We start from the raw sequence: 26,554 nt of genomic DNA, 5'->3' as shown, positions 1-26,554 counted from the left end.
CTATCCGGACACGGTGCTGCTGGCGGAGGCGAACCAGTGGCCCGAGGACGTCGTCGACTACTTCGGCGACTTCCCCTCCGGCGGCGACGAATGCCACATGGCCTTCCACTTCCCCGTCATGCCCCGCATCTTCATGGCCGTCCGCCGCGAGTCCCGCTACCCCGTCTCCGAGATCCTCGCCAAGACCCCCGCCATCCCCTCCAACTGCCAGTGGGGCATCTTCCTGCGCAACCACGACGAGCTCACCCTCGAAATGGTCACCGACGAGGAACGCGACTACATGTACGCGGAATACGCCAAGGACCCGCGCATGCGCGCCAACATCGGCATCCGCCGCCGCCTGGCCCCCCTCCTCGACAACGACCGCAACCAGATCGAACTCTTCACCGCCCTGCTCCTCTCCCTGCCCGGCTCACCGATCCTCTACTACGGTGACGAGATCGGCATGGGCGACAACATCTGGCTCGGCGACCGCGACGCGGTACGCACCCCCATGCAGTGGACCCCCGACCGCAACGCCGGCTTCTCCTCCTGCGACCCCGGCCGCCTCTTCCTCCCCACGATCATGGACCCCGTCTACGGCTACCAGGTCACCAACGTCGAGGCCTCCATGTCCTCGCCGTCCTCCCTGCTCCACTGGACCCGCCGCATGATCGAGATCCGCAAACAGAACAAGGCCTTCGGACTCGGCACCTACACCGAACTGCCCTCCTCCAACCCCGCCGTCCTCGCCTTCCTCCGCGAAGCCGACGACGACCTCGTCCTGTGCGTCCACAACTTCTCCCGCTTCGCCCAGCCCACCGAACTCGACCTGCGCGAGTTCAACGGACGCCACCCCGTGGAACTGATCGGCGGAGTGCGATTCCCGGCCATCGGAGAACTCCCCTACTTGCTCACCCTCGCCGGACACGGCTTCTACTGGTTCCGGCTCCGCAAGGACGCCCTCTAGGACCCGGGTGGCGGGGCGGTTTCCCCCGCCCCGCCCTGGGCACGCATCAGTAACACCCCGACTCCGGGGAAAGGACGCGACGCCATGTCGGAAGCCGCAACCCACTCTGCAACGGCCCCCGTCGCACGCCCCGAGCTTCTCGCGTCCCTCGATCCACTGCTGCGGGAGTGGCTGCCGCGGCAGCGCTGGTTCGCGGGCAAGGGGCGTCCGGTGACCGGATTCTCGCTGGTCTCGGCGGTGGAACTGCTGCCGCCCGGGGCGAAGGCGGGCCTGCTCCACCTCCTGTTACGAGCGCATCAGCCGCTCACTCCGGCGCAGGGTGCCGCCCCGCAGCCGGGCGACTGCTACCAACTGCTCATCGGTGTGCGGGAGGCGCTGCCGCCACGGCTCGCGCCCGCGCTGATCGGGCATCCGGGCGAGGGGCCGCTGGCCGGGCGCACCGTGTACGAGGCGCTGTACGACCCGCGCCCCGCCGGGCTGCTGCTCGAAGCGCTGCGCAGCCGGGCCCGTGTCGGCGAGCTGCGCTTCGAGCGGGACACGCGCCAGGAGATCCGCAGGGACCTGGTGCCTCGCCTGATGACGGCGGAGCAGTCCAACTCGTCGATCGTCTACGGAGATACGTTCATTCTCAAGCTGTTGCGCCGGATCGTGCCGGGCACCAATCCCGATCTGGAACTGCCGCTGGCGCTGTCCCGGGCGGGCTGTGCGCGCGTACCGGCCCCCGCGGCGTGGATGCTTGCGGACCTGCGCGGGCAGACGTCCGTCCTCGGTGTGCTCCAGCCTTTCGTCCAGGGCGCATCGGACGGCTGGGAGCTGGCGCTGCGCGAACTGGCCAAGGGCGAGGACTTCGCCGGCGAGGCGTGGGCGCTGGGCCGGGCCACCGCCGAGGTGCACACGGCGCTCGCCCGCACGCTGCCCACGGTCACGCTGGGCCGCGCGCAGATGGAGCTGCTCGTCGACGGGATGACCGAGCGTCTGGAGGCGGCGGCGCAGGCGGTGCCCGCCCTGCGTCCGTACGCGCCCGGTCTGCTCACCGCGTTCAAGGCGCTGGCCGATCTGGCCGCCGAGGGCCACACCTGGACCGCGCAGCGCATCCACGGCGATCTGCACCTGGGGCAGTGTCTGCGCTCCCCCGCGGGGGAGTGGTCGCTCATCGACTTCGAGGGCGAGCCGTCGAAGCCGCTCGCCGAGCGCCGGATGCCGCAGCCCGTGGCGCGTGACATCGCGGGCATGCTCCGTTCGTTCGACTACGCCGCGCACTCGGTCCCCGGCGCCCCGGGCGCCGCCGGTACGCCCGCCCCTCTGATACCCGGCTGGGCCGACGCCTGCCGCGCCGCGTACTGCACCGGCTACGCGGAGGCCGCCGGCGTCGACCCGCGCACCGACCCCGTCCTGCTGCGGGCGTACGAGACGGAGAAGGCGGTCTACGAAGTGCTGTACGAGGCCCGGCACCGGCCCGACTGGCTGCCGGTGCCGATGGCGGCGGTGCGCCGGCTGGCCGCGTCGCCCTGAGCCCCGCTCCCCTGGTCCCTTCGATTCACCTGGTCCCGCGATGTCACCCGATCCTGCCGAGGAGGCCCTGCCCGTGACGCCCCGCCCTCCGTCCGACGACAGTCCGAAGAAGACCGGCGCGAAGAAGTCCGGCGCGAAGAAGTCGGCTGCCGCCAAGAAGACGGCGGCCGGCCCGACGGCGGCCGGGAAGACCCTCGAGGTTTCCGGGACGGCGAATAAGGCGGCGGGGGCTGCCGAGCCGGCCGCGGCCGAGGAGGCGAACGGCAAGACCGCTGCCGAGAAGGGCGCGGCCGGGAGGACCGCGGCCGAGGCGGCGTCCGGGAAGACCGCCGCGGGCACGTCACCGAAGGCCTCGAAGACGCGGAAACCCGCGAGCTCCGCGAACGTCCCGAGGCAGCTGCCCGGCCCGGAGGGGAGCGCGGACACGGCACCGCTCCCGGAGCCGGCCCGCGTCCCTGAGCAGGCGCCGGGACCCGTCGCCGACCGCGCGCCCTTCTTCCCGGGCGTCGGCCCCGGCGACCGGGAACGGCTGCTCGACGGCACCCACCACGATCCGCACGGCGTGCTCGGAGCCCATCCGGTGCCGGAGGGCGTGGCCTTCCGCGTCTTCCGCCCGTACGCGCTCGGGGTCACTGTCGTGACGGACCGGCTGCGCGCCGAACTGCACGACGACGGGAGCGGGTTCTTCTCGGGACTGCTGCCGCTGCGTGACGTCCCCGCGTCGTACCGGCTGCTCGTGGCGTACGAGGAGACGGTCCAGGAGACCGAGGACGCGTACCGCTTCCTGCCCGCGCTGGGCGAACTCGACCTGCACCTGATCGGCGAGGGCCGGCACGAGGAGCTGTGGCGGGCCCTCGGCGCGCAGCCGATGGTCCACCAGGGCGTGACCGGCACCCGGTTCACCGTGTGGGCACCCAACGCGCGCGGTGTGCGTCTCGCCGCCGGCTTCAACTTCTGGGACGGCACGGGGCATCCGATGCGGTCGCTCGGCTCCTCCGGGGTGTGGGAGCTGTTCGTGCCCGCGATCGGCGAGGGCGAGCTCTACAAGTTCGAGATCACCCGCCCGGACGGGACGCGCACGCTGCGCGCGGACCCGATGGCCCGGCGCACCGAGGCCCCGCCCCGCACCTCGTCGATCGTCCACGCCTCCCACCACGAGTGGCGGGACGAGGAGTGGATGTCGCGCAGGGGGCTGCGGGCGACGCACGAGGCGCCGTTCTCCGTGTACGAGGTGCACCTGCCGTCCTGGCGTCCCGGTCTCACCTACCGTCAGCTCGCCGAGCAGCTCCCCGCCTACGTGTCGGACCTGGGCTTCACGCATGTGGAACTGATGCCGGTGGCCGAGCATCCCTTCGGCGGGTCGTGGGGCTATCAGGTGACCGGCTTCTACGCCCCGACCGCACGGCTCGGCACCCCCGACGACTTCAAGTACCTCGTCGACGCCCTGCACCGGGCCGGCATCGGCGTCCTGATGGACTGGGTGCCCGCGCACTTCCCCCGCGACGACTGGGCCCTCGCCGAATTCGACGGGCGTCCGCTGTACGAGCACGCCGACCCGCTGCGTGCCGCCCATCCGGACTGGGGCACCCTCGAGTTCGACTACGGGCGGCACGAGGTCCGCAACTTCCTCGTGGCCAACGCCGTGTACTGGTGCGAGGAGTTCCACATCGACGGCCTGCGCGTCGACGCGGTCGCCTCCATGCTCTACCTCGACTACTCCCGCGAACCCGGACAGTGGGTCCCCAACGAGCACGGCGGACGCGAGAACCTGGACGCGGTCGCCTTCCTCCAGGAGATGAACGCCACCGTCTACCGCCGCAACCCCGGCGTCGTCACCATCGCCGAGGAGTCCACGGCCTGGGACGGTGTCACCCGTGCCACCCACCACGACGGTCCCGGCGGATTCGGCGGGCTGGGCTTCGGGCTGAAGTGGAACATGGGCTGGATGCACGACTCGCTGGGCTACGTGGCCCACGACCCGGTCCACCGCAAGTACCACCACGACGAGATGACCTTCTCGATGGTGTACGCCTACAGCGAGAACTACGTCCTGCCCATCTCGCACGACGAGGTCGTGCACGGCAAGGGCTCACTGGTCTCCAAGATGCCCGGAGACTGGTGGCAGCAGCGTGCCACCGTGCGCGCCTACCTCGGCTTCATGTGGGCCCACCCCGGCAAGCAACTCCTCTTCATGGGGCAAGAGTTCGCCCAAGGCGCCGAATGGTCCGAGGCGCACGGACCCGACTGGTGGCTCCTCGATCCCGCCTATCCCGCCGAACCCGACCACCGCGGCGTCCGCGACCTCGTCCGCGATCTGAACGCGGTCTATCGGCGTGAGCCCGCGCTGTGGCAGCGCGACACCGAGCCCTCCGGGTTCAGCTGGATCGCCGGCGACGCCGCCGAGGACAATGTGCTCGCCTTCCTGCGGTACGACGCCGACGGCACCCCTCTGCTCGCCGTCTCGCACTTCTCCCCCGTCGTGCGGCACGGCTACCGCATCGGCGTCCCCGAGGACATCCCTGCCTGGCACGAAGTCCTCAACACCGACGCCGGCCGCTACGGCGGCAGCGATGTCCTGAACCCCGACCCCGTCAAACCCGAACCCCACCCGGCGCACGGCCGACCGGCCGCCATTCGGCTGACCCTGCCCCCGCTCGCCACGATCTGGCTCCGGCCCGCGTAGCCGCGTCGAGCGCCGGACGGCCCGCTTCAGGGCGTCCGGCGCTCGGCGACGCGGCCGCTCAGGCCGGTTCGGGCGCGTTCAGGGACCGGGGCAGCGTCCCCGTGTGGAGCACGCCCAGCGACTGGGTGGCGCGGGTCAGCGCGACGTACAGGTCGCTCGTTCCGTACGACGCCGGCTCGACCACGAGCACGGAGTCGAACTCCAACCCCTTGGCCTGCCGCGGATCGAGCAGCACCACATCCCGTGTCAGGTCGGGCTCGGCCCCCGCGGTGACCCCGTCCAGGCGCTCGGCCAGCGCGCCGTGCAACGAGCGCGGCGCGATCACCGCGAGCCGCCCCTCGGCCGGGGTCAGTTCGGCCACCGCCTTGGCTACGGCTCCGGGCAGATCGGCGCCGGCGTCCCGCACCCAGGGCCGTTCCCCGGTCGACCGGACGGACCGCGGCGGCTCGAAACCGGGCTGCTCGGCCCGGACCACGGCCGCGGCGAGGTCCATGATCTCCGACGGGGTCCGGTAGTTGACGGCGAGACGCGTGTGCTCCCAGCGGTCCTCCACGTAGGGGGCCAGGATCCCCTCCCAGGAGCCCACCCCGGCCGACTCCGCGGTCTGTGCCGGGTCGCCGACGAGGGTCATCGACCGGGTGGGGCTGCGGCGCATCAGCAACCTCCAGGCCATCGGGCTCAGTTCCTGCGCCTCGTCGACGATGATGTGGCCGAAGGCCCAGGTCCGGTCGGCGGCGGCCCGCTCGGCGGCGCTGCGGTGGTCGTCCTCCTCGTGCCGTTCCGCCATCCGTTCGGCGTCGATGATGTCGTGCGCGGAGAGGATCTCGGAGTCCTCCTCGTCCTTGTCCTCGAACTCGTACGTCCGCGAGGCGTACGACACGTCGAGCACGCCCTGCGCGTAGGCGACCTGGGTGCGGCGCTCCTGGTCGGCGAGGGCGCGGGCGACGCGGTCGTCCTCACCGAGCAGTTCGGCGGCCTCGTCGAGGAGGGGGACGTCCGCGGTGGTCCATTCCCGGGTGACGGGACGGCGGACGGCGGCGGCGTCCTGTTCGCCGAGGTGGGTCTCGGGGGCGGCGAGGAAGTCCGCGACGACGCGCTGCGGTGTCAGCCGCGGCCACAGCTGGTCGACCGCGGACCAGACCTCCGGGTTCTCGGCCAGTTCGTCGCGGATCTGCGTGATGTCGCTGGGGTCGAGGAGGTTGGACCCGTCGAACGGGTCTGTGCCGATGCGTTCGGCGAGCATGTCGGTGAGGGTGTTGAGGATGTGCCCCTCGAAGTGCTCGCGCGCCACGTTGTGCGGCAGCCCGGCCTCGCGGGTGCGTTCGCGGGCGACCTGCACGAGACCCGCGTCGAGCATCAGGACGTCCCGGTCGTGCTCGATCGCGATGACCGGATCGGGCAGCGCCTGGCGGTCGCGGACGACCGCGGCGAGGACGTCGGCCATGTCGGCGCGGCCCTTCACGGCGGCGGCCTCGGGGGTGTCGCCGGCCGTGGCGTGCACACCGGGGAACAGTTCGCCGACGGTCGCGAGCAGGACGCCCGTCTCGCCGAGCGAGGGCAGCACCTCGCCGATGTAGCCGAGGAAGGCCGGGTTGGGGCCGACGATGAGGACGGCGCGCTTGGCCAGCAGCTCACGGTGCTCGTAGAGCAGGTAGGCGGCGCGGTGCAGGGCCACGGCGGTCTTGCCGGTGCCGGGCCCGCCTTCGACGACGAGCACGCCCCGGTGCGGCGCGCGGATGATCCGGTCCTGCTCGGCCTGGATGGTCTGCACGATGTCGCTCATGCGGCCGGTACGGGCCGCGTTGAGCGCGGCGAGCAGTACGGCGTCGCCGGTGGGGTCCTCGTGCCCGGTGCGTTCGCGGTCGCCCAGGTCGAGGATCTCGTCGTGCAGGCCGGTGACGCGTCGGCCCTCGGTCGTGATGTGCCTGCGACGGCGCAGACCCATGGGGGTGTGGCCGGTGGCCAGGTAGAAGGGGCGGGCGACCGGGGCCCGCCAGTCGATGAGGATCGGGGTGTGTTCGGTGTCGTCGGCGCGGATGCCGATGCGGCCGATGTGGTGGCTGATCCCGGACGGGGACTCCCCCTGCCCGGACGAGGCGGAGGAGCCGGGGGCGAGGTCGATGCGGCCGAAGCAGAGCGATCCGTCGACGGCGTTCAGCGCGGCGAGCAGGCCGGAGCGCTCGGCGACCAGCACGTCCCGTTCGAGCCGGGCCTGCATGGGCGTGTTGCCCTGGGCGAGCGCGTCCTCGACGGACGCCTCGGTGACCCCGCGCAGGGCGTCCACGCGCGCGTACAACCCGTCGATGAATTCCTGCTCTCTCCGCAATTCATCGTCGGGAAATTCTGTGTGTGAGCCCCTGTTTGACAATTCCGCTCCCGCCCGGATATACTGTGGCCAGTGAACTTCTCCGCGACTCAATTCTCCTGAAGTCGCGAACCATCGAATATACGCAAAGAAATCCCCCGAGCGCAATCGCCAGGGGGATTTCTCGTATATCGGCCGGAGCGGACTCGTTCGCCGGGTGCGGTCAGAGCACGTCGGCGAGCTCTTCCAGCAGCCGTCGCTTGGGCCGGGCGCCCACCATCGACTTCACCGGCTCCCCACCGCGGAACACCATGAGCGTGGGCGTCGAGAGCACGCCGTACGCGATGGTCGTCTCGGGGTTCCTGTCCACGTCGAGCTGGACGATCTTGATCCGGTCACCCTCCTCGAAGGCGATGTCCCCGAGCACCGGGGCGAGCTGCCTGCACGGTCCGCACCAGTCGGCCGTGAACTGCACGAGCACGGGCAGGTCCGCTCCGATCACCTCCGCCTCGAAGTCCGCGTCCGTCACCTCGGCCACACCCGCTGCCTTGATCACCACGTCTGCCCTCCCAGTTCGCATTCGGGTTCCGGGCCGCCCGGAACCCGCGACTCGGCCGCCAGCTCGTCTCGCGCCTGCTCCGCCCGCACCAGCTGTCCGGCGACCTGCGCGCGCACCGCCCGCAGCTCCTCGATCAGCGTGTCGAGCTCACCGAGCTTGCGGCGGTAGACCGCGAGCGAGGCGGGACACGAGTCGCCCTCGGGATGCCCGGCCCGCAGACACTCCACGAAGGGGCGCGTCTCCTCCAGGTCGAATCCGAAGTCCTGCAGCGTCCTGATCTGCCGCAGCAGCCGCAGGTCGTGCTCGTCGTAGGTGCGGTACCCGTTCTCGCCGCGCCGCGCGGGCAGCAGCCCCCGCGACTCGTAGTAGCGCAGGGTCCGGGTGGTCGTCCCGGCGCGTGCCGCCAGCTCGCCGATTCGCATGCCTGCGACGGTAGTCCTTGACGCCGACGTCAAGGCAAACCCTCCGGGCGCCGGACCGGCCCGTCCGCAGCCGGGCCTGCCGCCGCGGTTCAGGCCGGCGGCAGCAGCGGCTTCCGCTCCACCGGGGAGGACAGCACGATCGACGTCGTCGTACGCCCCAGTGCGGAGGTCTGCTCCAGGATCTCCTCAAGGTGGACGGTGTCCTCGACGGCCACCTTGAGGATCCAGCAGTCCTCGCCGACGACGTGGTGGACCTCCACGACCTCGGCTCGCTCCAGCAGCTCCAGCGTCCTCGGGTGCTTGAGGGTGTAGCCGCCGTGCGGATTGACCCGGATGAAGGCCTGGATGCCGTAGCCGAGGCGGGGCGGCGAGACATGGGCGCCGTAGCCGGTGATGGCGCCGGCCGACTCCAGGCGGCGGACGCGTTCGGCGACGGCCGCCGGGCTCAGCCGCACGCGGCGGCCGAGCTCGCTGAGCTTGATCCGGCCGTCGCTCTGGAGCTGCTCCAGGATCTGCCGGTCGAGCGCGTCGAAGGCCACCGACGTTTCGTCGGCGGCTGCGCGCAGATGCCGTGGTTCCTTCTGTGCCGCGGCCGGATCTCCCATGACTCCCCCTTCAGACCTCCTGCGTACGACGGGAGAATTATCACCACAAGGACCGGCGCGCCGAAGGCTTCGAAGCACGCCGGGGTCACGGAATACGAAGCGGATCGGGGGTGTTCGTCATGCGCGAGATATGCGTCATCGGCGGAAACCGGTATTTCGGAAAGCGTCTGACAGCCCGGCTGCTGGCCGCGGGAGACCGGGTCACCGTGATCAACCGGGGGTCGTCGGCACCGCCCGCGGGGGCAATTCATCTCGTCGCGGACCGCAATGACGAGAAGTCCCTGGAGAACGCTCTGGGTTCGCGGACGTTCGACGTCGTGATCGACCAGGTCTGCTACACGCCACTGCAGGCCGGGATCGCGCGGCGCGTCTTCGCGGACCGCACCCGGCGCTATGTGATGACGTCGACCGTGGAGGTGTACGAGTACGAGGACTCGGCGGACCTCGTGGGCGAGGACGCCGTGGATCCCCGTACCGTCGCCGTCGACCTCACGCTGCCCTGGGACGACCCGGAGTTCCTGGAGTCGCATTACGGCGAGGGCAAGCGGCAGGCCGAGGCGGTCCTCGCGGCCGGTCCCGCCTTCCCGTACGTGGCCGTCCGTGTCGCCCATGTGCTGGGCGGCGACGACGACTTCACCGGGCGCCTCGACCACTACGCGGACCGCATCCGCACGGGCGATCCGATCGCCGTGCCCGCTGTGAACCGCCCGGCGACCTACGTCCATGTCGAGGAGATCGCGGACTTCCTCGTCTGGGTGGCGGGCCAGGAGTTCACCGGCCCGGTGAACGCCGCCTCCCACGGGGTGCTCACCACCGAGGAGCTGTGCGCGGCGGTGGCCGTCCACGTCCCCGGGGGCAGGACCGTCTTCCGGAGCGTCGAGGTCGGGGAGGTCTCCCCGTTCTCGTTCGCCCGTTCCTACGGCATGGACAACTCCCGGGCCACGAAGCTCGGTTTCACCTTCGGCGGGTCGGACGAATGGCTGCCGCGCGCGGTCGCCGAGACACTCGGAAAGGAGAACGGCTGACATGCGCCATCGCACTCTGGGAGAGGTGAGCGTCGGCGCGATCGGCCTCGGCGCGATGCCCCTGTCCATCGAGGGCCGCCCGGACGAGGCGCGGGCCCTGGCCACGGTGCACGCCGCCCTGGACGCGGGCGTGACCCTGCTCGACACGGCCGACTCCTACCACCTGCCCGGTGCCGAACCCGGTCACAACGAGCGGTTGGTGGCCCGCGCGCTGGCGACGTACGGCGGCGACACGGGCGACGTGCTGGTGACCACGAAGGGCGGACGCGGCAGACCGGCCGACGGCAGCTGGACGGTGACGGGCTCGCCGCGCCGGCTGAAGTCGGCCGCGCGGGACTCGCTGAAGCGGCTCGGGGTGGACGCGATCGGCCTCTACCAGCTGCACAAACCCGACCCGTCCGTGCCGTTCGAGGAGTCCGTCGGCGCCCTGCGCGAACTCCTCGACGAGGGCACGATCCGGCTGGCCGGCATCTCCAACACCACCACCGCTCAGATCCACGCGGCCCACGCGCTCCTCGGCGACCGGCTGGTCTCGGTGCAGAACCAGTACTCGCCCGCGGTCCGGGACGGTGAGGACGCGCTGCGGCTCTGCGCCGAGCTGGGCATCGCCTTCCTGCCCTGGAGCCCGCTGGGCGGGATCTCGCGCAGCTCCTTGGACGGCCCGCCCACGGCGCGGTCCGCGGCGGGCGCCGCACCGGGCAGCGGGCCGGAGTCCGGCCCCTTCGGGGCCTTCCACGCGGTGGCCCGCGAACGCGGGGTCAGCCCGCAGCAGATCTGTCTGGCCTGGCTGCTGGCGCGGTCGCCGACCGTGATCCCGATCCCGGGAGCGAGCCGCCCCGAGACCATCCGGGACTCGGCCGCGGCGGCCGACCTGGTCCTGACCCCGCAGGAGCTGGCCCGCCTCGACGCGCCGACGGGCCGATAGGGCCCGCCAGGACGCCGGCGCGCGCCGCCCGGCCGCTCGCCCCCGGACGGTCTCGACGGTGCAGGTAAGGATGCGGCGGCCCCGTGCCCGCGCGAGGGCTCGGGGCGCGCCGCGACGGGACGGCCCGGGGCCGCTACGTGTGGGCGGCTTCGAGGCCCGCCGACTCCTCCACCTCCAGCAGTGAGGCGCTGTGCCGCTCCGCCTCGAACGCCCGGTGGCCGCCGCGCAGTCCGAACAGCCGCTTGGCGAGGGCGATGTAGAGCACCGCGAGGATGTTGAGGACCAGCGTGGTGATCTTCAACCAGCTGACGTGCTCGGTGAGTTCGTAGATCTCCAGCGGGAGGAAGGCGGCGGTGGCGACGACCGTGAGGTATTCCGCCCAGCGCTTGGCGTACCAGAGGCCGACCGCCTCGACGAGCTCGATCGCGGCGTACACCAGGAGCAGCACGGCCACGAGCAACAGGGTGGAGTGCCGGTAGCCGAAGGTCTTCTGGACGGTGCCGACCACGGGTGAGTGGTCGAGGTCGTAGTGGAAGTGCCGGAAGACCGGACGGAAGACGTCGAGGTACTCGTCGAAGAGCCGGCGCACCGCGTCCTGGCTGTTGCTGAACTTCCACACGGCCGCCGCGACCAGCACGATGAACACCCCGCGCACGGCCCGCTCGACGGCGAGGAAGCGCAGGATGAACAGGTCGCGCAGGACCTTGCCGCGCGGTACGAGCGGCGCCTCGTCGGCGGGCCCGGAGCCGTGCGGGTCGCCGAGCGCGAAGTCGCCGCAGCGCAGACAGCGCCAGGCCTCGCCGAGGCCCGTCTCGGCGCGCAGCCGCTCGCGCAGGGCTCGCTCGTCGGGGGCGTACGTGACATGACCGCGCCGGGCGCAGGTGCGCCGGTCCCAGTCGATATTCATGCTCCGTGTCCTTTGCCGAACGTGCCGTGCCGTGCCGGTCCGACCGGCACGGCACGGTGATGCATGTCCTACGAGACGGCGGCCCCCGGGGTCACGGTTCCGAACGGATGTTCAAGAAAGGGTCAGCGACGGGCTCCGGTCGCCGGCTGGGGCGTGCCCTTCTCCTCGGCCGCCCTGTCGGGGGCGTCCCGCGCGGCACCGTCCTCGCCCTCGGCTTCGGCCTCGGCTTCGAGGCCCTCGGCCTCCTTCCGGGGCAGGAGGAAGGCGACGAGCACCGTGCCCACGCCCAGGATCACCGCTCCGACGAGGCTGGTGTGTGCCACCGCGTCCGAGAAGGACGAGCCCACCGCGTCCGTCATCTGCCGTGCGCCCTCGGCGAGTTCGCCGGCCTGGGCCTTCAGTTGCGCGGCCTGCTCGGGACTGCCCGCGCGAGCGGCCTGTTCACCGGCCCGGCGGGCCTTGTCTCCGATGCCCTGGGCGACGGCGTATCCGGCGCCGACCGAATCCTGCGCGGTGGACAGGGCGTTCGCCGGGAGCTTGCTGCCCGCCGTCGCGTCCGACAGGTGCGAGGAGTACGCACTCGACAGGACCGAGCCGAGGATGGCGATGCCGAGCGAGCCGCCGAGTTCCAGCGAGGTGTCGTTGACCGCGCCGCCGACACCCAGATCGGACTCGGGGAACGCGCCCATGATGGCGTCCGTGCAGGGCGACAGGGCGAGGCCGATCGCGAGTCCCAGTACGACGAGGGGCAGGACGAGATCGCCGTACGACGATGCCGCGTCGACCCGGGTGAGCAGGGCGAGCGCCGCGGTGCCGCCGACCATGCCCGCGGTCACCGTGATCTTCATGCCGACACGCGGGGTGAGGCAGCCGGTGAGCGCCGAGCCGACGAAGACGGCTCCGGCGAGCGGCAGCATGCGCACCCCGGTGTCCAGCGCGTCGTGGCCGAGGACGAACTGGAGGTGCTGGGTGAGGTAGTAGAAGGCGCCGAAGACGGCCAGGAAGAAGAGCGCGACGGCGAGGTTCGAGCCCGCGAAGCCGCGATGGGCGAACCGGCGCACGTCGACCACCGGCCGCGGGTGGCGCAGTTCCCACACCACGAACAGCGTGAGGCCGACGCCCGCGACGACCGCGGCGGTGACGGCGTTGACGCCCCAGCCGAAGTGCGGGCCCTCGATGATCATGTAGACCAGCGAGCCGATCCAGACCACCGACAGCAGGCCGCCCACGTGGTCGATGCGGTGCTGGTGCGCCGCCTTGGACGGCGGGACGAGGACGAGGGCGCCGACGATCGCGACCGCGGCGATCGGCACGTTGATGAGGAACGTGGACGACCAGCCGTGATGCTCCAGAAGCGCTCCGGCGACCAGCGGGCCCGCCGCGATGGCGAGTCCGGCGGTGGCGGTCCACAGGGTGATCGCCTTGGCCCGTTCCGCGCGCGGGAAGGTCGCGGCGAGCAGGGAGAGGGTCGCGGGCATGATCAGCGCGGCTCCGACACCCATCACCGCGCGGGTCGCGATCACTCCGGTGGAGCCGTCGACGAGCGACCCGGCGACGGCGCCGCCCCCGAAGACGACGAGCCCGAGGACGAGGGCGCCGCGGCGGCTGTACTTGTCGCCGATCGCACCGAGCAGCAGCATCAGCGCGGCGTACGGGACGGTGTAGCCGTCGATCACCCATTGCAGATCAGCGCTGGACAGGCCCAGATCCCGGGTCATGTCGGGTGCCGCGACCGTGAGGGCGGTGTTCGCCATCACGATGATCAGCAGGCTCAGGCAGAGCACCAGGAGCGCCCACCAGCGCCGGGCGTAGGGACGCTCCGTCCTCTCGACGGGTTCGTTCATGACCAGACGCATGGGTACGGGTCGCCCTTCCTCGGTCGACGCGCACGACGGTCGGCCGGCGCGGCGCGTGTACAACGAGATCTAATTGCACAGCACTGTGCATTTGCTCAACGATGTGCAATGTACGGCGTTGCACAGAGCTGTGCAAATCAAGGAGGTGGAGGCCTTGACGCCCGAGCACGGGAGGGGCGGCGCACGACGGACGGGGCAGGTGAAGGGCAGGCAGAATGACAGTCATGACCACGGGTAACCTCAGTCGCGCGGACGTGAACCGCCGCCGCATCCTCGATGTCGCCCTCGCCGAGCTGCTGCGCGACCCCGACGCGTCCATGGACCAGATCGCGCGGGCCGCGGGCGTCGTACGGCGCACGGTGTACGGGCACTTCCAGAACCGTGAAGCCCTGATCAGCGACCTCGTCGACGAAGCGGTGGACTCGGTGGCGGCGGCACACGCGGCCGGCCGCGAAGGCGTCACCGACCCGGCCGAGTCGCTCGTCCGCTCCACGCTCGCCGTCTGGGAGATCGCCGACCGCTACCGGCTGCTCGTCGCGCTCGCCCAGCGCAGCGTCACCATGCAGGGCATCCGGGACCGCCTCACCCCCGTCCGCGAATCCTGCGCGGACATCCTGCAGCGGGGCCTCGACCAGGGCGTCTTCGAGTCGCCGCTGCCGCCGTACGCACTGGCCTACGTGCACGAACAGACACTGTTCGCCCTGATGGAGGCGGTGAACGACGGACTGCTGCCCACGCAGGAGGCGGGCCGCTCCGCCGCGGTCACCATCCTGACCACGGCCGGCGTACCCGCCTCGCGCGCCACCGAGCTGGTGGCCGAACTGAGCCCCTGACACACAGGGCGGCCGGGTCCACGGGGGAAGAACCCGGCCGCTCGGCGACCTCGGGGGCGTACCCGATCGGGCGGACGCCCCCGTCGGCAGGGCGCGCCCCGTTCAGGAAGGCACGCCCTGTTCGCGGAAGTCCTACGCCTTCGCCAGCTCCTTCTCGCCGCCCTGCTCGGGCAGCTCGCTCCGGCCGGTGCTGTCGTCGTCCAGCAACGTCCGCTCGTCGAAGGGAAGTTCACCGGCGAGGACACGGTTGACGCGGTCCTTGTCGACCTCGCCGGTCCAGGTGCCGATGAGCAGCGTCGCCACCGCGTTGCCCGCGAAGTTGGTGACGGCGCGGGCCTCGCTCATGAAGCGGTCGATGCCGATGATCAGGCCGACACCGTCCACCAGGGCGGGCTTGTGCGACTGGAGACCGCTGGCCAGGACGGCGATGCCGGAGCCCGAGACGCCGGCCGCGCCCTTGGAGGCGACCATCATGAAGAGCAGCAGCCCGATCTGCTGGCCGATGCTCATCGGCTGGTCCATCGCGTCGGCGATGAACAGCGAGGCCATCGTCAGGTAGATCATCGTGCCGTCGAGATTGAAGGAGTAACCGGTCGGCACGGTGATGCCGACGACGGGGCGGCTGACGCCCAGGTGCTCCATCTTCGCGATGAGCCGTGGCAGCGCGGACTCGGACGACGAGGTGGACACGATCAGCAGGAACTCACGGCCCAGGTACTTGAGCAGCTGGAAGAGGCTGACCCTGGCCACCAGCTTCGTCAGCGTGCCCAGCACGATCACGACGAAGAGGAAGCAGGTGATGTAGAAGCCGAACATGATGGTGGCCAGCGCCTTGAGCGCGTCCATGCCGGTCTCGCCGATGACCGCGGCCATCGCGCCGAAGGCGCCGACGGGCGCCGCCCACATGATCATGCCGAGGACGCGGAAGACCAGCTTCTGGATGTGCTCGACGCCCCGCAGCACCGGCTCGCCCTGGCGCCCCATGGCCTGCAGGGCGAAGCCGACGAGCAGCGCGACGAGCAGCGTCTGGAGCACCTGGCCCTCGGTGAAGGCCGACACGAACGTGGTCGGAATGATCCCGAGCAGGAAGTCGACCGGCCCCTCGGCGGCGGCCTCGGCCTGGGTGTGCCCGACGCCCTTCACGGCCTCGGTCAGGTGCATCCCGCTGCCCGGGTGGACGATGTTGCCCACGACCAGGCCGATGGCCAGCGCCACGAAGGACATGGCGATGAAGTAGCCGAGCGCGAGCCCGCCGACCTTGCCGACCCTGGCGGCCTTCCGTACCGAGCCGACGCCGAGCACGATCGTGCAGAAGATGATCGGCGAGATCATCATCTTGATCAGGTTGACGAAGCCCGTGCCGAGCGGCTTGAGCTCCACGGCGAAGTCCGGCGCGGCGAACCCGACGGCGATGCCGAGGCCCACCGCGGCGATCACGGCGATGTAGAGGTAGTGCGTGCGGTCCCGCTTCGCAGCGGGTGCGTCAGGTGCCGTTGGGGATGTACTGGCCACGGCTGCCCTCCTTGACGACGTCGTCGGCATCATCCGGCGTGCGGCTCACGTCCGGCGGAACCCGGCGTGCGGCTCACGTCCGGGGAATCCGGGAGGCGTGGACTCCCGGGCGATGCGGTGACTATCTCCCGGCCTGTGAGGGCGGTCACCCTTCCGTTCATTGAGTTCACGCTCACAGGGCGAGGCAGACTGACGGCATGCGTTTCCTCCGTGCCCCGCGCCCCCGCAGCCTGGCGGGGCAGCTCTTCGCGATGCAGGCCGTGCTGATCGCGGTGCTGGTCGCCGGGTACGCGCTTTTCACCTATGTCAGCGACCGCAGCCAGGCCGAGGAGTCGGCGGGCCGGCAGGCCATGGGCGTGGCGCGCTCCGTCGCGGACGCGCCCTCGGTGCACGAGGCGATCCGCACCGAGGACCCCTCGAAGGACCTCCAGCCGTTCGCGCTGCGGGTGCAGCGGCACTCCGGTGTCGACTTCGTCACGATCATGGACCCGCGGGGCATCCGCTGGACCCACCCCGACGAGAACCGGATAGGCCAGCACTTTCTCGGCCACACCGGTCCCGCGCTGGCGGGCCGGTCCTTCACCGAGACCTACACGGGCACGCTCGGCCCGTCCGTCCGCGCCGTCACCCCGATCCGGGACGACGGCCGCATCGTGGGGCTCGTCAGCGCCGGCATCAAGGTCGAGGCGATCACCAAGCGGGTCCAGGACCAGGTCACCGCCCTCGTCGGGGTCGCGGCGGGTGCCCTGGCCCTCGGCGGCATCGGCACGTACGTCATCAACGCCCGGCTGCGCCGCTCCACCCATGGCATGAACGCCGCCGAGCTCAGCCGCATGCACGACTACCACCAGGCCGCGCTGCACGCCGTGCGCGAGGGACTGCTGATGCTGGACGGGCAGTTCCGGGTGGCTCTGATGAACGACGGCGGGCGGGAACTGCTCGGCGTGAGTGACGACGCGGTCGGCCGTTCGGTGGCGGACCTCGGGCTGCCCGCCCCGCTGACCGGGGCGCTGCTGTCCGCGCAGCCGCGCGTCGACGAGGTCCACCTGACCGCGTCCCGTGTGCTGGTCGTCAACACGTCCCCGGTCTCCGGTGGTGAGCGCCGTGGCACGGTGGTCACCCTGCGCGACGTGACCGAGCTCCAGGCGCTGACGGGCGAGCTCGACTCGGAGCGCGGCTTCACCCAGGCTCTGCGGTCCCAGGCGCACGAGGCCGCGAACCGCCTGCACACCGTGGTGTCCCTCATCGAGCTGGGCCGTGCCGATGAGGCCGTCGACTTCGCCACGGCGGAGCTGGAGCTGGCGCAGGCGCTGACCGACCAGGTGGTGGCGGCGGTCAGTGAGCCGGTCCTCGCGGCGCTGCTGCTCGGCAAGGCGGCGCAGGCGAACGAACGAGGTGTGGAGCTGGTGGTGTCCGACGACAGCGCCATCGACGACGGTCTGCTCCCGGACTCCCTGCCTTCCCGGGATCTGGTGACCGTCCTGGGCAATCTGATCGACAACGCGGTGGACGCGGCGCAGGGGACGACCGGCGCGCGCGTCACGGTCACGGCGTTCACCGACGAGTCCGTGCTGGTGATGCGGGTCGCCGACACCGGTGCCGGGGTGGATCCGGCGCACACCGAACAGCTCTTCCAGCGCGGCTGGACCACGAAGCCGGCGGGGCCGGGCGGACGCGGTCTGGGGCTGGCGCTGGTGCGGCAGACCGTGGAGCGTCACGCGGGCAGGCTGACGGTGCGCGAGGCGGCCGGGGGCGGGGCGGAGTTCGAGGTGCGGCTGCCGTTGCCCGCGGTGCCGTCGGCCGAACGCTCCATGATGTCGACCGTGCCCGGGCCCGCGCGGCCAGAAGCCGTCCAGCCCGCTCTGCCCGGAGGCGACGCATGACCGACCCGATCCGCGTGCTCGTCGTCGAGGACGACCCGGTCGCCGCCGACGCGCACGTCATGTACGTCGGGCGGGTGCCCGGGTTCACCGCGGTCGGCAAGGCCCGCACGGGCGCGGAGGCCCGCCGCGCGCTGGACCGCACACCGGTGGACCTGCTGCTCCTCGATCTGCATCTGCCGGACGTGCACGGGCTGCAACTGGCCCGCTCGCTGCGCGCCGCCGGTCACCACGCGGACGTGATAGCGGTGACGTCCGCCAGGGACCTGGCCGTCGTGCGCGAGGGGGTGTCGCTCGGTGTCGTGCAGTACGTGCTGAAGCCGTTCACCTTCGCCACCCTGCGCGACCGGCTGGTCCGTTACGCCGAGTTCCGCGCGGCGGCCGGCGAGGCGAGCGGCCAGGACGAGGTGGACCGCGCCCTGGCCACGCTGCGCGCTCCCGGTCCGGCCGCGCTCCCCAAGGGACTGAGCGCCCCGACCCTGGAACGCGTCTCCGTCGTCCTGCGGGACTGCGCCGACGGCCTGACGGCGGCCGGGGTCGCCGAGGCCGTCGGCATCTCCCGGATCACGGCCCGGCGCTATCTGGAGCACCTGGTCGAGGCCGGGCGGGCGGCACGTGCTCCGCAGTACGGACAGGTGGGGCGGCCGGAGCTGCAGTACCGCTGGGTCAAGAGCTGACCCGGCGGCGGGTTCAGCCGTCGGGGAGGACGACCGCCCGGCCGTTGACCTCGCCCGCGTGCGGGCGCTCGTAGGCGCGGGGGGCCTCGTCGAGGGAGTACGTCTCGGTGTGGACGCAGACGGCACCGGCACGCGCGGGGTCCAGGACCTCGATCGGTTCGCCGCGGGAACCCCGGTAGGGCGCGCCGACGGACTCCTCGAAAGGGCAGGGCTCCGAAGCCGACCGGCGGTGCGCCGCCGATGCCCACGACGCCGATGTCGCCCTCGACGGCGACGGCCCCGGCGGTCCGCAGGGTCGGCGCCGCGCCGACGAAGTCGGACACCGCCTGTGCGCCGGCCGACGGCCGTCAACTCGCAGAAGGTGGGCCCGCCGGCGCGGCGAAAGGTCGCGCGTACTGCACGACTTGGACGCCCAGACCCGCGACCGCCAGCGCCTCGGCCACCGACAGCACCACCAGCCCGGCGGAGACCTGACCGCTCGCCCAGTACACGACCAGCCCCGCGAGCGGCACGAGGCAGAACGCGAGCAGATCGACCCCGCACTGGATGGTCTTGCGCGACGTCCTGCGCGCGTCGCCGCGATGGGCCGTCTCCCACCTGAAGGCGGCCTCGGCGCCGGTGAGTTCGGCGAGCCGCGGCCCCAACTCGCCCCTGACGTAAGCACCGATCGCGGAGATCTTCTCGTCGTTGACCAGGTAGGTCCACCCGAGGACGACACAGACGGGCGGCAGCGCCAGCAGCATGGCCGGCTGTCCCGCCTGCGCGGACGCGGCGACGACGGCGGCCACCACCGCGAGCGTCACGTACAGCAGATTGTCCCGGAACCCGATCCGCGCCCGCTGCTCGTCCTTCACGCTCTGGTACTCGGCGAGCAGCAACTGCCCTCCGTTGACGCCCTGCTCAGACACGTACGTCTCCCCCTTCTCCTACGAGCACCAACACGCCCTCTGGGCAGACGACTTGGCAGTACCTTAAGAGTGTGCCGGAGACAGAACCCACCGTCGTGGTCCTCACCGCACTCCCGTCCGAGTACGAGGCCGTGCGCAGGCGGCTCTCGGACGCGGAGGAACTGGAACATCCCGCGGGGACGCGGGTGGAGCGGGGCCGGCTCGCCGACACCCCTTGGTACGTGGCCGTGGCGGAGCTGGGCGAGGGCGCCCTGAACGCGGCCGTGCTCACCGAGCGGATCGTGGCCTGGCTGCGCCCCGAGGCGCTGCTCTTCGTGGGCGTGGCAGGCGGCCTCAAGGACGACATCCGGATCGGCGACGTCGTGGTGGGCACGAAGGTGTACGGCATCCACGGCGGCAGACAGACCGACAAGGGCTTCCACGTCCGCCCCGAGGCCTGGCGTTCCTCCCACCGCCTGGAACAGGCCGCCCGGTTCGCCCTGCGCGGCAAGGTGCACCTGAAGCCGATCGCCGTCGGCGACGTCGTGCTGGCGGACGCGAAGTCGGACGTCGCCGAGCATCTCAGGACCCACTACAACGACGCCGCCGCCATCGAGATGGAGGGCTCGGGGGTCGCCCATGCGGCGCACCTCAGCGATCGGCTGGACGCGCTCGTGATCCGCGGGATCAGCGACTACGCGGACGTGGGGAAGGCGGCGGCCGACGCGTCGGGGTCGCAGCCGCGCGCCGCCGACGAGGCCGCGGCCGCGATGGTGGCGATCCTGCGCAAGCACCGGCCCCTGCACGACCGCACGGCCCGCCCGGGCACCCCGGACGACTCCGACTCCCGGGAGGGCCCCTTTCCTCCTTCCGAGTACGGCGGCGACCACCTCGACTTCCGGGGCGGCACGTTCCACGGGCCGTTCGTGGCGAAGTCGGTGGGAGGGAGAGCGCCGACGCCGCCGGCCTCCCGCGAACCGGGGGTGCCGGATCGCGGCACGGGGCATGCCCATGGTCCGGTTCCGGTCGCGACGGCCGACCTCCCTGCCGCTCCTGCCGGATTCACCGGCCGCGAAGGTATGGCCTGGTACCACGTAGGGCTGGCTCTGCAGGAGACGGGCCGGACCGAGGCGGCGATCGAGGCGTTCAGGAAAGACCTCGAGGTCTGCAGGGAATTCTCGGACTGGTACGGCGCGGGGCAGACTCTGAGCGCCCTCGGCAGGATCCATGGCACCGCGGGCCACACCGCCGAGGCGCGTATCGCCTGGCTCGACGCCGCCGAGGTATTCGATCGAGCGGGCGCTTCACCCCAAGCCGCCCGAGCCCGAGCCTCCGCAAGGTCATTGACCTGACATACGCACACCTCCTAAGTTCACCGAGCAGACAACTCAGCTCGCCCGACAACGATGTCGGTCAGTAGGAGGTCGTGCCCGTGCGCCCCACCGCCGCCCCACTTCTGCTCGCGACAGTGCTCGCCGCCACCACACTCACCGCATGCGGATCCGGGTCGGGGAGTGACCCCGACACCGTGAAGATCTCCTTCAAACAGTCGACCGACAACTCGGTCCGGGTGATGGACACCTACCTGGCCGACATGAAGAAGCAGTTCGAGAAGGCCAACCCCGGCAAGAAGGTCGAGCTCGTCCCGATCAAGGCCCCGGACTCGGAGTACTACACCAAGCTCCAGCAGATGCTGAGGTCGCCCAAGACGGCCCCCGACCTGGTCTACGAGGACACCTTCCTCATCAACTCCGACATCACGAGCGGGTACTTGAAGCCCCTCGACCCCTATCTCGACAAGTGGTCGGACTGGAGCCAGTTCATCGACACCGCGAAGTCGGCGGCGAAGGCGCAGGACGGGAAGACGTACGGCGTCCCGGACGGCACGGACACCCGCGGCCTCTGGTTCGACAAGGGGATATTCAAGAAGGCGGGCCTGCCCGAGGACTGGCAGCCGAAGACGTGGGACGACGTCCTCTCCGCCGCGCGCACCATCAAGAAGAAGGTCCCCGGCGTCACGCCAATGAACGTCTACACGGGCAAACCCGCCGGTGAGGCCGCCACCATGCAGGGCTTCGAGATGCTGCTGTACGGGACGGGCGACGGACAGTCCGACCCTCTGTACGACTCCGCCTCGAAGAAGTGGATCGCCTCCGGCCAGGCCTTCAAGGACTCCCTCGGCTTCGTGGAGACGGTCTACAAGGAGAAGCTCGGCCTCGACGTCCCCGACGCCCTGGACCCCAACATCCAGACCCGGATCCGCGGCGAGCTGCTGCCCGAGGGCAAGCTCGGCATCAACCTCGACGGCAGCTGGCTCCCGCAGGACTGGCTGAAGGGGGCCGGGCACGAATGGCCCGAGTGGTCCCAGAAGCTCGGCCTCGCCCCTATGCCCACCCAGCACGGCCAGGCACCGGGCAAGGTGAGCATGTCGGGCGGCTGGACCTGGTCGATCCCGGCCAAGGCGGCCAACCCCGACCTGGCGTTCAAGTTCATCGAGACGATGCAGACCAAGGCCAACGCCCAGAAGTGGTACATCGCCAACTCCGGTATCGCGGTGCGCAAGGACGTCGCCGCCGACCCCGCCTATGTACAGGCGCAACCTGGCATCAAGTTCTTCACCGACCTGGTCGCGAGCACGCACTACCGGCCCGCGTACCCGGCGTACCCGAAGGTCTCGACCGCCATCCAGGAGGCCATGGAGAGCGTCACCACGGGTGACGCTTCGGTCGACAAGGCGGCGAGCGGCTACGACGAGGAACTGAAGTCGGCCACCGACAACCAAGTGATCGAGAAGTGAGCGTCGGTACGCACACGGCGTCCCCGGTCGGCACGGTGGGCAAGACGTCCGCCCCCGTGCGCCGGGGAGGTCTCCTGCGCTCCCTGACCCGCGCCCTGCCGCTCGCCCCGGCCGTCGTCCTGCTGCTGCTCTTCCTCGCCGGCCCGATCGCCTACTGCGCGTACATCGCCTTCACCGACCTCCAGCTCACCGGCCAGGCCCAGTCGTCCTTCGTCGGCCTGGAGAACTTCCGTGCCGCGTTCCGCGACGACGCGTTCCGCAACGCCGTCTGGCTGACGCTGGTGTTCACGGTGGTGTCGTCACTGCTCGGCCAGAACACGCTTGGTCTGGCGCTCGCCTCGCTCATGCAGCGTGCGTCCAAGCCCGTCCGCACCGTGGTCGGCGGGATCGTCATCACGGCCTGGGTGCTGCCGGAGGTGGTTGCGGGATTCCTGCTGTACGCCTTCTTCCGCCGTGAGGGGACGCTGAACGCCATCCTCGACTGGCTCCATCTCCCCACCCAGAACTGGATGTTCACCCTGCCGATCCTCGCCGTGTCCTTCGCCAACGTGTGGCGCGGAACGGCCTTCTCGATGCTGGTCTACTCGGCCGCCCTGAACGAGATCCCGAAGGAGATCACGGAGGCCGCCGAGGTCGACGGGGCCGGCGGCTGGCGGCGCCTGTGGCACATCACCCTGCCGATGATCCGTCGCTCCATCGGCACCAACCTGATGCTCAACACCCTGCAGACGCTGTCCGTCTTCGGGCTGATCTGGGTGATGACGCGCGGCGGCCCGGGCAACCGCAGCCAGACCCTCCCGCTGTTCATGTACGAGCAGGCCTTCCAGAAGAGCATGATCGGGTACGGGACTGCGGTGGCGCTGCTGCTCCTGGTGGTGGGCTCGCTGTTCTCGCTGGTCTACATGCGCCTGCTGCGGACGGAGGTGTGAGATGGCCGTACTGACACGCGGGACGACGCTCAAGTCGCGTCCCACCGGACGGGGTGTGACCCTGAAGTCGCGCCGGACGGGCAGGAGGCTGGCCGCGGACGCCGGGCTCCTCGTCGTGGCGGCGGCGTTCTCGCTGCCGCTGGCCTGGGTGGTCCTGTCCTCGCTGGACGCGCACGCCGATCTGCGGGTGAAGGCGCCGGACGGCCTCACCCTGTCCAACTTCGACGCCGTCCTGAAACCGGACATCACCTTCACCCCCCTGCTCAACAGCCTGATCCTGTGCGGCGGAGGCACCCTGCTCACGGTGGTGTGCGCGGCGCTGGCGGCCTATCCGCTGTCCCGCTTCCGCTCGCGCCTGAACCGCCCGTTCCTCCTGACGATCCTCTTCGCGACGAGCCTGCCGATCACGGCGATCATGGTTCCGGTGTACGCGCTGTTCGTGCAGGTGAATCTGATCGACACCATGCAGGGCACGATCTACTTCTTCGCCGCCTCCCAACTGCCCTTCGCCATTTGGCTGATGAAGAACTTCATGGACGGGGTGCCGAAGGAGCTGGAGGAGGCGGCCTGGACGGACGGGGCGTCCTCCCTCCAGTCCCTGGTGCGCATCGTGCTGCCGCTGATGGGGCCGGGAGTGGCCGTCGTGACGGTCTTCTCCTTCGTCATGATGTGGGGGAACTTCTTCGTCCCCTTCATGCTGCTGCTGACACCGGACCAGATGCCGGCGTCCGTGAGCATCAACGAGTTCTTCGGCAACCGCGGCATGGTGGTGTACGGGCAGCTGGCGGCGTTCTCGATCATCTACTCAACGCCGGTCCTTCTCCTGTACGTACTGGTCGCGCGCCGCCTCGGCGGAGGATTCGCGCTGGGGGGTGCGGTCAAGGGCTGAGACGCCCGGCAGGTCCGGGAGCAGCAGACGGGGCGCGTGCGGGTATCCCCAGCCGAACTCTGCCGGTGCGGGCGGTGCGGGCACCGGCACCTCGGCCTCGGCGAGAGCCCGCGCGGCCCGGTCGGGGGCGTCGGCCTCGGTGAAGGCCCGGGCGGCTCGGAGCCAGCAGTCGCGCGCCTGGTGGGGGGCGCCGGCGGCTCCCTGGGCCCACGCGAGGTTCTCCAGTGCCCGGCCGGTCCGGTACCAGTCCTCGAACTCCTGGTAGATCCCCACGGCACTGCGGTACGACTCGATCGCCTCCCGTACGCGTCCCGCCTGCATCAGCGCGCTGCCGAGGTTGTTGCAGGCGATGCCCTCGCGGTGGCGGTCACCGGTCGCCCTGAACAGTCCCTGGCTCCGGGTGTGGGCGTTGATGGCCGCCTCCGCGCGGCCGTCCTGGGCCAGCGCGAGACCGAGGGTGGTCCAGGCGATCGCCTCGCGGTGCCGGTCCCCGGCCGTGAGCTGGTACAGCGCGAGCGCGTTGTTGAGCGCGTCGATCGCGTCCGCGGGACGGCCCTCGTCGCGCAGGGCCGCGCCGAGACTGCTCAAGGCGATCGCCTCGCCGTGCCGGTCGCCGGCCAGCTGATAGCGCTGCCGGGCGTGGGTGAGGGCCTCGATGGCGTCCGCCGTCCGGCCCGCGCCGCCGAGGGCGTTGCCCAGATTGCTCCAGGCGGCGGCCTCGCTGCGGTGTTCCCCGGCGTGTTCCGCGGCCTGCTGGGCGGCGCTGCTCACCACGATCAGGTCGTCGAAGTGGCGCCGCCAGTCCAGGTAGACGGCCAGCAGTTCGGCCAGCCGTACCGCCGCGGCGGCGTACCGCTCCTCCTGCGCCCACTGCACGGCCGCCACCAGTGCGGACCGCTGCTCGTCCAGCCACTCCAGCGCTGCCGCCCGGTCGGCGAACAGCTCGGGCTCCGGCATGCCGTCCAGCCAGCGCAGCCGGGCGTCCGCGGCCTCCGTCCACCGGCAGAAGAACGCGAGCACCCGCGAGCGGGCCGCTTCCCCCTCCTCGGCGAGCACCGGGTCCCGCTTCACCACGTCGATCCCGAACGCCTTCACGAGGTCGTGCAGCCGCCATCGGCCGCGCTGGGTGCCCTGTTCGACGAGATGGGCGCGAGCCAGTGCCTCCAGGGTCCGCACCGGTGGGCTCTCGGCGCCGATCAGCGCGTTGACGACCTGTGTGGTGACTTCGGGTCCGGGTGCGAGCGCGAGCAGTCCGAGGAGGCGGGTCTGTTCGGGCGACAGCCGGCGGTAGGACAGTTCGAAGGCGGCGCGGACACTGCGCTCGCCGTCGTCGAGGGCGAGCGGATCCCGTAGTCCGGTCAGTTCGGCCGTGAGTTCAGCGATCGGCTTCGACCGGTCCAGTGCCAGGCGGGCGGCCGCGATCTGGAGGGCGAGCGGCAGGTGCTTGCAGAGGGAGGCGAGCTCCTCGGCGGCCGCGGCCTCCTGACGGATCCGGTGGTCGTGGGGATCCGCCAGCCTCAGGGCCCGGTCGAGGAGGTCGAACGAGGCCCCGGGCGTCAGCTCGTCCAGCGGCAGGAGTCTGGCCCCGTGCTGGGGCAGGCGTTCGCGGGAGGTCACCAGGAGGCGGTGGTTGACGCCGCCGCCGGGAAGGAGGAACCGAACCTGCTCCGACAGGCCGACGTTGTCGGCCAGGATCAGCATCGGGCCTCGCTCGCGGGCCCGCTCGGCCAGCGCCGAGCGGTACAGCGCGGCCCGCTCCTCCGCTCTGCTCGGGATGTGCTGGGACGCGGTGCCCAGGGCCCGCAGCAGAGCCTCCAGGGCCTGTTCGGCGCTGACGGATTCCTCGTTGTAGTCGTATCCGTGCAGGTCGACGAAGAGCACCCCGCCGGGAAACCAGCCCCGCTCGCACGCCTGGTGCGCCGCCTCTACCGCGAGCGCCGTCTTGCCGATGCCGCCGAGCCCCGACACGGCGGTGACGACGACCGTCGCGGGACCGCCGGACGCGGACGGGGCCAGCGCGTCCAGCAGCACCCGCAGCTCGCTGTCCCGGCCGGTGAAGCCGCCGACCCGCATGGGCAGCGCGTCCAGCGCGGTGGGCGCCGGCCCGTGCTCGTGGAATTCGGCCTTCGCCGTGAAAGGACCCGTGAAGTTCCCGCCCCGGAAGTCGAGATGGTCCCCGTCGTACTCGGTCATCGTGCTGTCCCCCGTACCGCCTCCGAACCTCGCCCCACATCACAGTACGCCGCGCCGGCCGACCCAACACCCGTGCTGGACAGGCGACTTGGCGATGCCGTATGGAGCGCGCCACGACGGAACCGCCGAGGCGGCACGGGCGGCCTTCGACCGTCCCGACGACGGCCGGAACCGTATGTTCCTACAATCCGTGATTGTGGCCGAACAGC

21 protein-coding genes and 2 pseudogenes are annotated in these 26,554 nt (G+C 71.2%); 13 read left to right on the top strand and 10 right to left on the bottom strand.

The features are described 5' to 3' along the window. The 3 genes from H305_RS0133410 to glgB all read left to right on the top strand — a co-directional run. Window positions 1-949 (top strand): alpha-glucosidase C-terminal domain-containing protein (locus tag H305_RS0133410; RefSeq protein WP_028804295.1); only part of this gene is annotated, 949 nt, incomplete at its 5' end. 84 nt (window positions 950-1,033) lie between these two features. After that, entirely contained in the window at window positions 1,034-2,461 is a 1,428-nt protein-coding gene (locus H305_RS0133405; protein WP_028804294.1) for a maltokinase N-terminal cap-like domain-containing protein, read from the top strand. A gap of 73 nt (window positions 2,462-2,534) precedes the next feature. Next, window positions 2,535-5,144: a 1,4-alpha-glucan branching enzyme gene (glgB, locus tag H305_RS0133400; RefSeq protein WP_028804293.1), complete on the top strand. Its 2,610-nt coding sequence runs from the start codon at window positions 2,535-2,537 to the stop codon at window positions 5,142-5,144. Between the two features lie 58 nt (window positions 5,145-5,202). On the opposite strand, the gene H305_RS0133395 is transcribed toward glgB, so the two are convergent. The 4 genes from H305_RS0133395 to H305_RS0133380 all read right to left on the bottom strand — a co-directional run bounded on the left by H305_RS0133395 (window position 5,203) and on the right by H305_RS0133380 (window position 8,969). Next, window positions 5,203-7,530: a HelD family protein gene (locus tag H305_RS0133395; RefSeq protein ID WP_078629373.1), complete on the bottom strand. Its 2,328-nt coding sequence runs from the start codon at window positions 7,528-7,530 to the stop codon at window positions 5,203-5,205. A gap of 142 nt (window positions 7,531-7,672) precedes the next feature. Further along, window positions 7,673-8,005: a thioredoxin gene (trxA, locus tag H305_RS0133390; RefSeq protein WP_028804291.1), complete on the bottom strand. Its 333-nt coding sequence runs from the start codon at window positions 8,003-8,005 to the stop codon at window positions 7,673-7,675. After that, the gene (locus tag H305_RS0133385; RefSeq protein ID WP_028804290.1) at window positions 8,002-8,430 is read right to left on the bottom strand and encodes a MerR family transcriptional regulator; all 429 of its coding nucleotides are present in this window, start codon (window positions 8,428-8,430) and stop codon (window positions 8,002-8,004) included. Before H305_RS0133385 ends, trxA begins: the two co-directional genes overlap by 4 nt. 89 nt (window positions 8,431-8,519) lie before the next feature. Further along, a complete protein-coding gene (locus H305_RS0133380) occupies window positions 8,520-8,969 on the bottom strand; it encodes an Lrp/AsnC family transcriptional regulator (protein WP_037766130.1) in 450 nt (149 codons plus the stop codon). Window positions 8,970-9,154: 185 nt separating this feature from the next. Here H305_RS0133380 and H305_RS0133375 point away from each other — a divergent pair, with 185 nt between their 5' ends. Both H305_RS0133375 and H305_RS0133370 read left to right on the top strand, forming a co-directional pair. Then, complete coding sequence (locus H305_RS0133375; RefSeq protein ID WP_028804288.1) at window positions 9,155-10,060, top strand: NAD-dependent epimerase/dehydratase family protein; 906 nt, start codon at window positions 9,155-9,157, stop codon at window positions 10,058-10,060. Window position 10,061: 1 nt separating this feature from the next. Beyond that, complete coding sequence (locus H305_RS0133370) at window positions 10,062-10,985, top strand: aldo/keto reductase (RefSeq protein WP_028804287.1); 924 nt, start codon at window positions 10,062-10,064, stop codon at window positions 10,983-10,985. A 133-nt stretch (window positions 10,986-11,118) separates the two neighbouring features. Here the strand turns inward: H305_RS0133370 and H305_RS0133365 are convergent, their stop codons facing one another. Then, window positions 11,119-11,892 carry a DUF2127 domain-containing protein gene (locus H305_RS0133365; protein WP_028804286.1) on the bottom strand — a complete coding sequence of 258 codons (774 nt, stop codon included), beginning with the start codon at window positions 11,890-11,892 and terminating at the stop codon, window positions 11,119-11,121. A 122-nt stretch (window positions 11,893-12,014) separates the two neighbouring features. Further along, the gene (locus H305_RS47740) at window positions 12,015-13,748 is read right to left on the bottom strand and encodes an MFS transporter (protein WP_078629372.1); all 1,734 of its coding nucleotides are present in this window, start codon (window positions 13,746-13,748) and stop codon (window positions 12,015-12,017) included. Window positions 13,749-13,963: 215 nt separating this feature from the next. Here H305_RS47740 and H305_RS0133355 point away from each other — a divergent pair, with 215 nt between their 5' ends. Continuing rightward, on the top strand, window positions 13,964-14,581 hold the full coding sequence (locus H305_RS0133355) for a TetR/AcrR family transcriptional regulator (protein WP_028804285.1): 618 nt from the start codon (window positions 13,964-13,966) through the stop codon (window positions 14,579-14,581). A 132-nt stretch (window positions 14,582-14,713) separates the two neighbouring features. Here H305_RS0133355 and H305_RS0133350 read toward each other — a convergent pair whose 3' ends face one another. Continuing rightward, complete coding sequence (locus tag H305_RS0133350; protein WP_420708175.1) at window positions 14,714-16,126, bottom strand: cation:dicarboxylate symporter family transporter; 1,413 nt, start codon at window positions 16,124-16,126, stop codon at window positions 14,714-14,716. Between the two features lie 164 nt (window positions 16,127-16,290). Here H305_RS0133350 and H305_RS0133345 point away from each other — a divergent pair, with 164 nt between their 5' ends. Together H305_RS0133345 and H305_RS0133340 are read left to right on the top strand one after the other, a co-directional pair. After that, the gene (locus H305_RS0133345; protein ID WP_028804283.1) at window positions 16,291-17,976 is read left to right on the top strand and encodes an ATP-binding protein; all 1,686 of its coding nucleotides are present in this window, start codon (window positions 16,291-16,293) and stop codon (window positions 17,974-17,976) included. Further along, window positions 17,973-18,650: a response regulator gene (locus tag H305_RS0133340; protein WP_028804282.1), complete on the top strand. Its 678-nt coding sequence runs from the start codon at window positions 17,973-17,975 to the stop codon at window positions 18,648-18,650. Before H305_RS0133345 ends, H305_RS0133340 begins: the two co-directional genes overlap by 4 nt. Before the next feature lie 13 nt (window positions 18,651-18,663). On the opposite strand, the pseudogene H305_RS55205 reads toward H305_RS0133340, so the two are convergent. Further along, window positions 18,664-18,985, bottom strand: a pseudogene (locus tag H305_RS55205) (NAD(P)-dependent alcohol dehydrogenase); the annotation flags it as partial. A 12-nt stretch (window positions 18,986-18,997) separates the two neighbouring features. After that, window positions 18,998-19,558, bottom strand: a complete 561-nt coding sequence (locus tag H305_RS0133335; protein ID WP_028804281.1) for a hypothetical protein — start codon at window positions 19,556-19,558, stop codon at window positions 18,998-19,000. A 71-nt stretch (window positions 19,559-19,629) separates the two neighbouring features. Here H305_RS0133335 and H305_RS47735 point away from each other — a divergent pair. The 5 genes and pseudogenes from H305_RS47735 to H305_RS0133315 all read left to right on the top strand — a co-directional run. Further along, window positions 19,630-20,478: pseudogene (locus H305_RS47735) on the top strand (nucleosidase); the annotation flags it as partial. A 138-nt stretch (window positions 20,479-20,616) separates the two neighbouring features. Next, window positions 20,617-20,889 carry a tetratricopeptide repeat protein gene (locus H305_RS55200; RefSeq protein ID WP_234021346.1) on the top strand — a complete coding sequence of 91 codons (273 nt, stop codon included), beginning with the start codon at window positions 20,617-20,619 and terminating at the stop codon, window positions 20,887-20,889. A gap of 74 nt (window positions 20,890-20,963) precedes the next feature. Next, window positions 20,964-22,334, top strand: coding sequence for an extracellular solute-binding protein (locus H305_RS0133325; protein ID WP_051371219.1), 1,371 nt, complete (start codon window positions 20,964-20,966; stop codon window positions 22,332-22,334). Between the two features lie 35 nt (window positions 22,335-22,369). Then, window positions 22,370-23,263 (top strand): carbohydrate ABC transporter permease, encoded by an 894-nt coding sequence (locus tag H305_RS0133320; RefSeq protein WP_051371224.1) that lies wholly within the window; start codon window positions 22,370-22,372, stop codon window positions 23,261-23,263. 1 nt (window position 23,264) lies between these two features. After that, complete coding sequence (locus H305_RS0133315) at window positions 23,265-24,152, top strand: carbohydrate ABC transporter permease (protein WP_234021344.1); 888 nt, start codon at window positions 23,265-23,267, stop codon at window positions 24,150-24,152. Here the strand turns inward: H305_RS0133315 and H305_RS47730 are convergent. After that, entirely contained in the window at window positions 24,069-26,345 is a 2,277-nt protein-coding gene (locus tag H305_RS47730) for a tetratricopeptide repeat protein (protein WP_063611372.1), read from the bottom strand. The genes H305_RS0133315 and H305_RS47730 overlap by 84 nt on opposite strands. Between the last annotated feature and the right edge of the window lie 209 nt (window positions 26,346-26,554).

Origin of the sequence: Streptomyces sp. 142MFCol3.1 (assembly GCF_000424945.1) — a bacterium.
In the GTDB taxonomy this organism is placed as follows: domain Bacteria; phylum Actinomycetota; class Actinomycetes; order Streptomycetales; family Streptomycetaceae; genus Streptomyces; species Streptomyces siamensis.
Note: the sequence above shows the minus strand (reverse complement) of the source record. Positions and strands in the feature narration are given on the sequence as shown.

What these genes read in the sequence shown, in the direction of transcription:
- H305_RS0133405 (WP_028804294.1), top strand. Translation starts at nt 1,034, where the DNA reads ATGTCGGAAGCCGCAACCCACTCTGCAACGGCCCCCGTCGCACGCCCC.
- H305_RS0133385 (WP_028804290.1), bottom strand. Translation starts at nt 8,430, where the DNA reads ATGCGAATCGGCGAGCTGGCGGCACGCGCCGGGACGACCACCCGGACC.
- H305_RS0133375 (WP_028804288.1), top strand. Translation starts at nt 9,155, where the DNA reads ATGCGCGAGATATGCGTCATCGGCGGAAACCGGTATTTCGGAAAGCGT.
- H305_RS0133370 (WP_028804287.1), top strand. Translation starts at nt 10,062, where the DNA reads ATGCGCCATCGCACTCTGGGAGAGGTGAGCGTCGGCGCGATCGGCCTC.
- H305_RS0133365 (WP_028804286.1), bottom strand. Translation starts at nt 11,892, where the DNA reads ATGAATATCGACTGGGACCGGCGCACCTGCGCCCGGCGCGGTCATGTC.
- H305_RS47740 (WP_078629372.1), bottom strand. Translation starts at nt 13,748, where the DNA reads ATGCGTCTGGTCATGAACGAACCCGTCGAGAGGACGGAGCGTCCCTAC.
- H305_RS0133355 (WP_028804285.1), top strand. Translation starts at nt 13,964, where the DNA reads ATGACAGTCATGACCACGGGTAACCTCAGTCGCGCGGACGTGAACCGC.
- H305_RS0133350 (WP_420708175.1), bottom strand. Translation starts at nt 16,126, where the DNA reads ATGATGCCGACGACGTCGTCAAGGAGGGCAGCCGTGGCCAGTACATCC.
- H305_RS0133345 (WP_028804283.1), top strand. Translation starts at nt 16,291, where the DNA reads ATGCGTTTCCTCCGTGCCCCGCGCCCCCGCAGCCTGGCGGGGCAGCTC.
- H305_RS0133340 (WP_028804282.1), top strand. Translation starts at nt 17,973, where the DNA reads ATGACCGACCCGATCCGCGTGCTCGTCGTCGAGGACGACCCGGTCGCC.
- H305_RS55200 (WP_234021346.1), top strand. Translation starts at nt 20,617, where the DNA reads ATGGCCTGGTACCACGTAGGGCTGGCTCTGCAGGAGACGGGCCGGACC.
- H305_RS0133315 (WP_234021344.1), top strand. Translation starts at nt 23,265, where the DNA reads ATGGCCGTACTGACACGCGGGACGACGCTCAAGTCGCGTCCCACCGGA.
- H305_RS47730 (WP_063611372.1), bottom strand. Translation starts at nt 26,345, where the DNA reads ATGACCGAGTACGACGGGGACCATCTCGACTTCCGGGGCGGGAACTTC.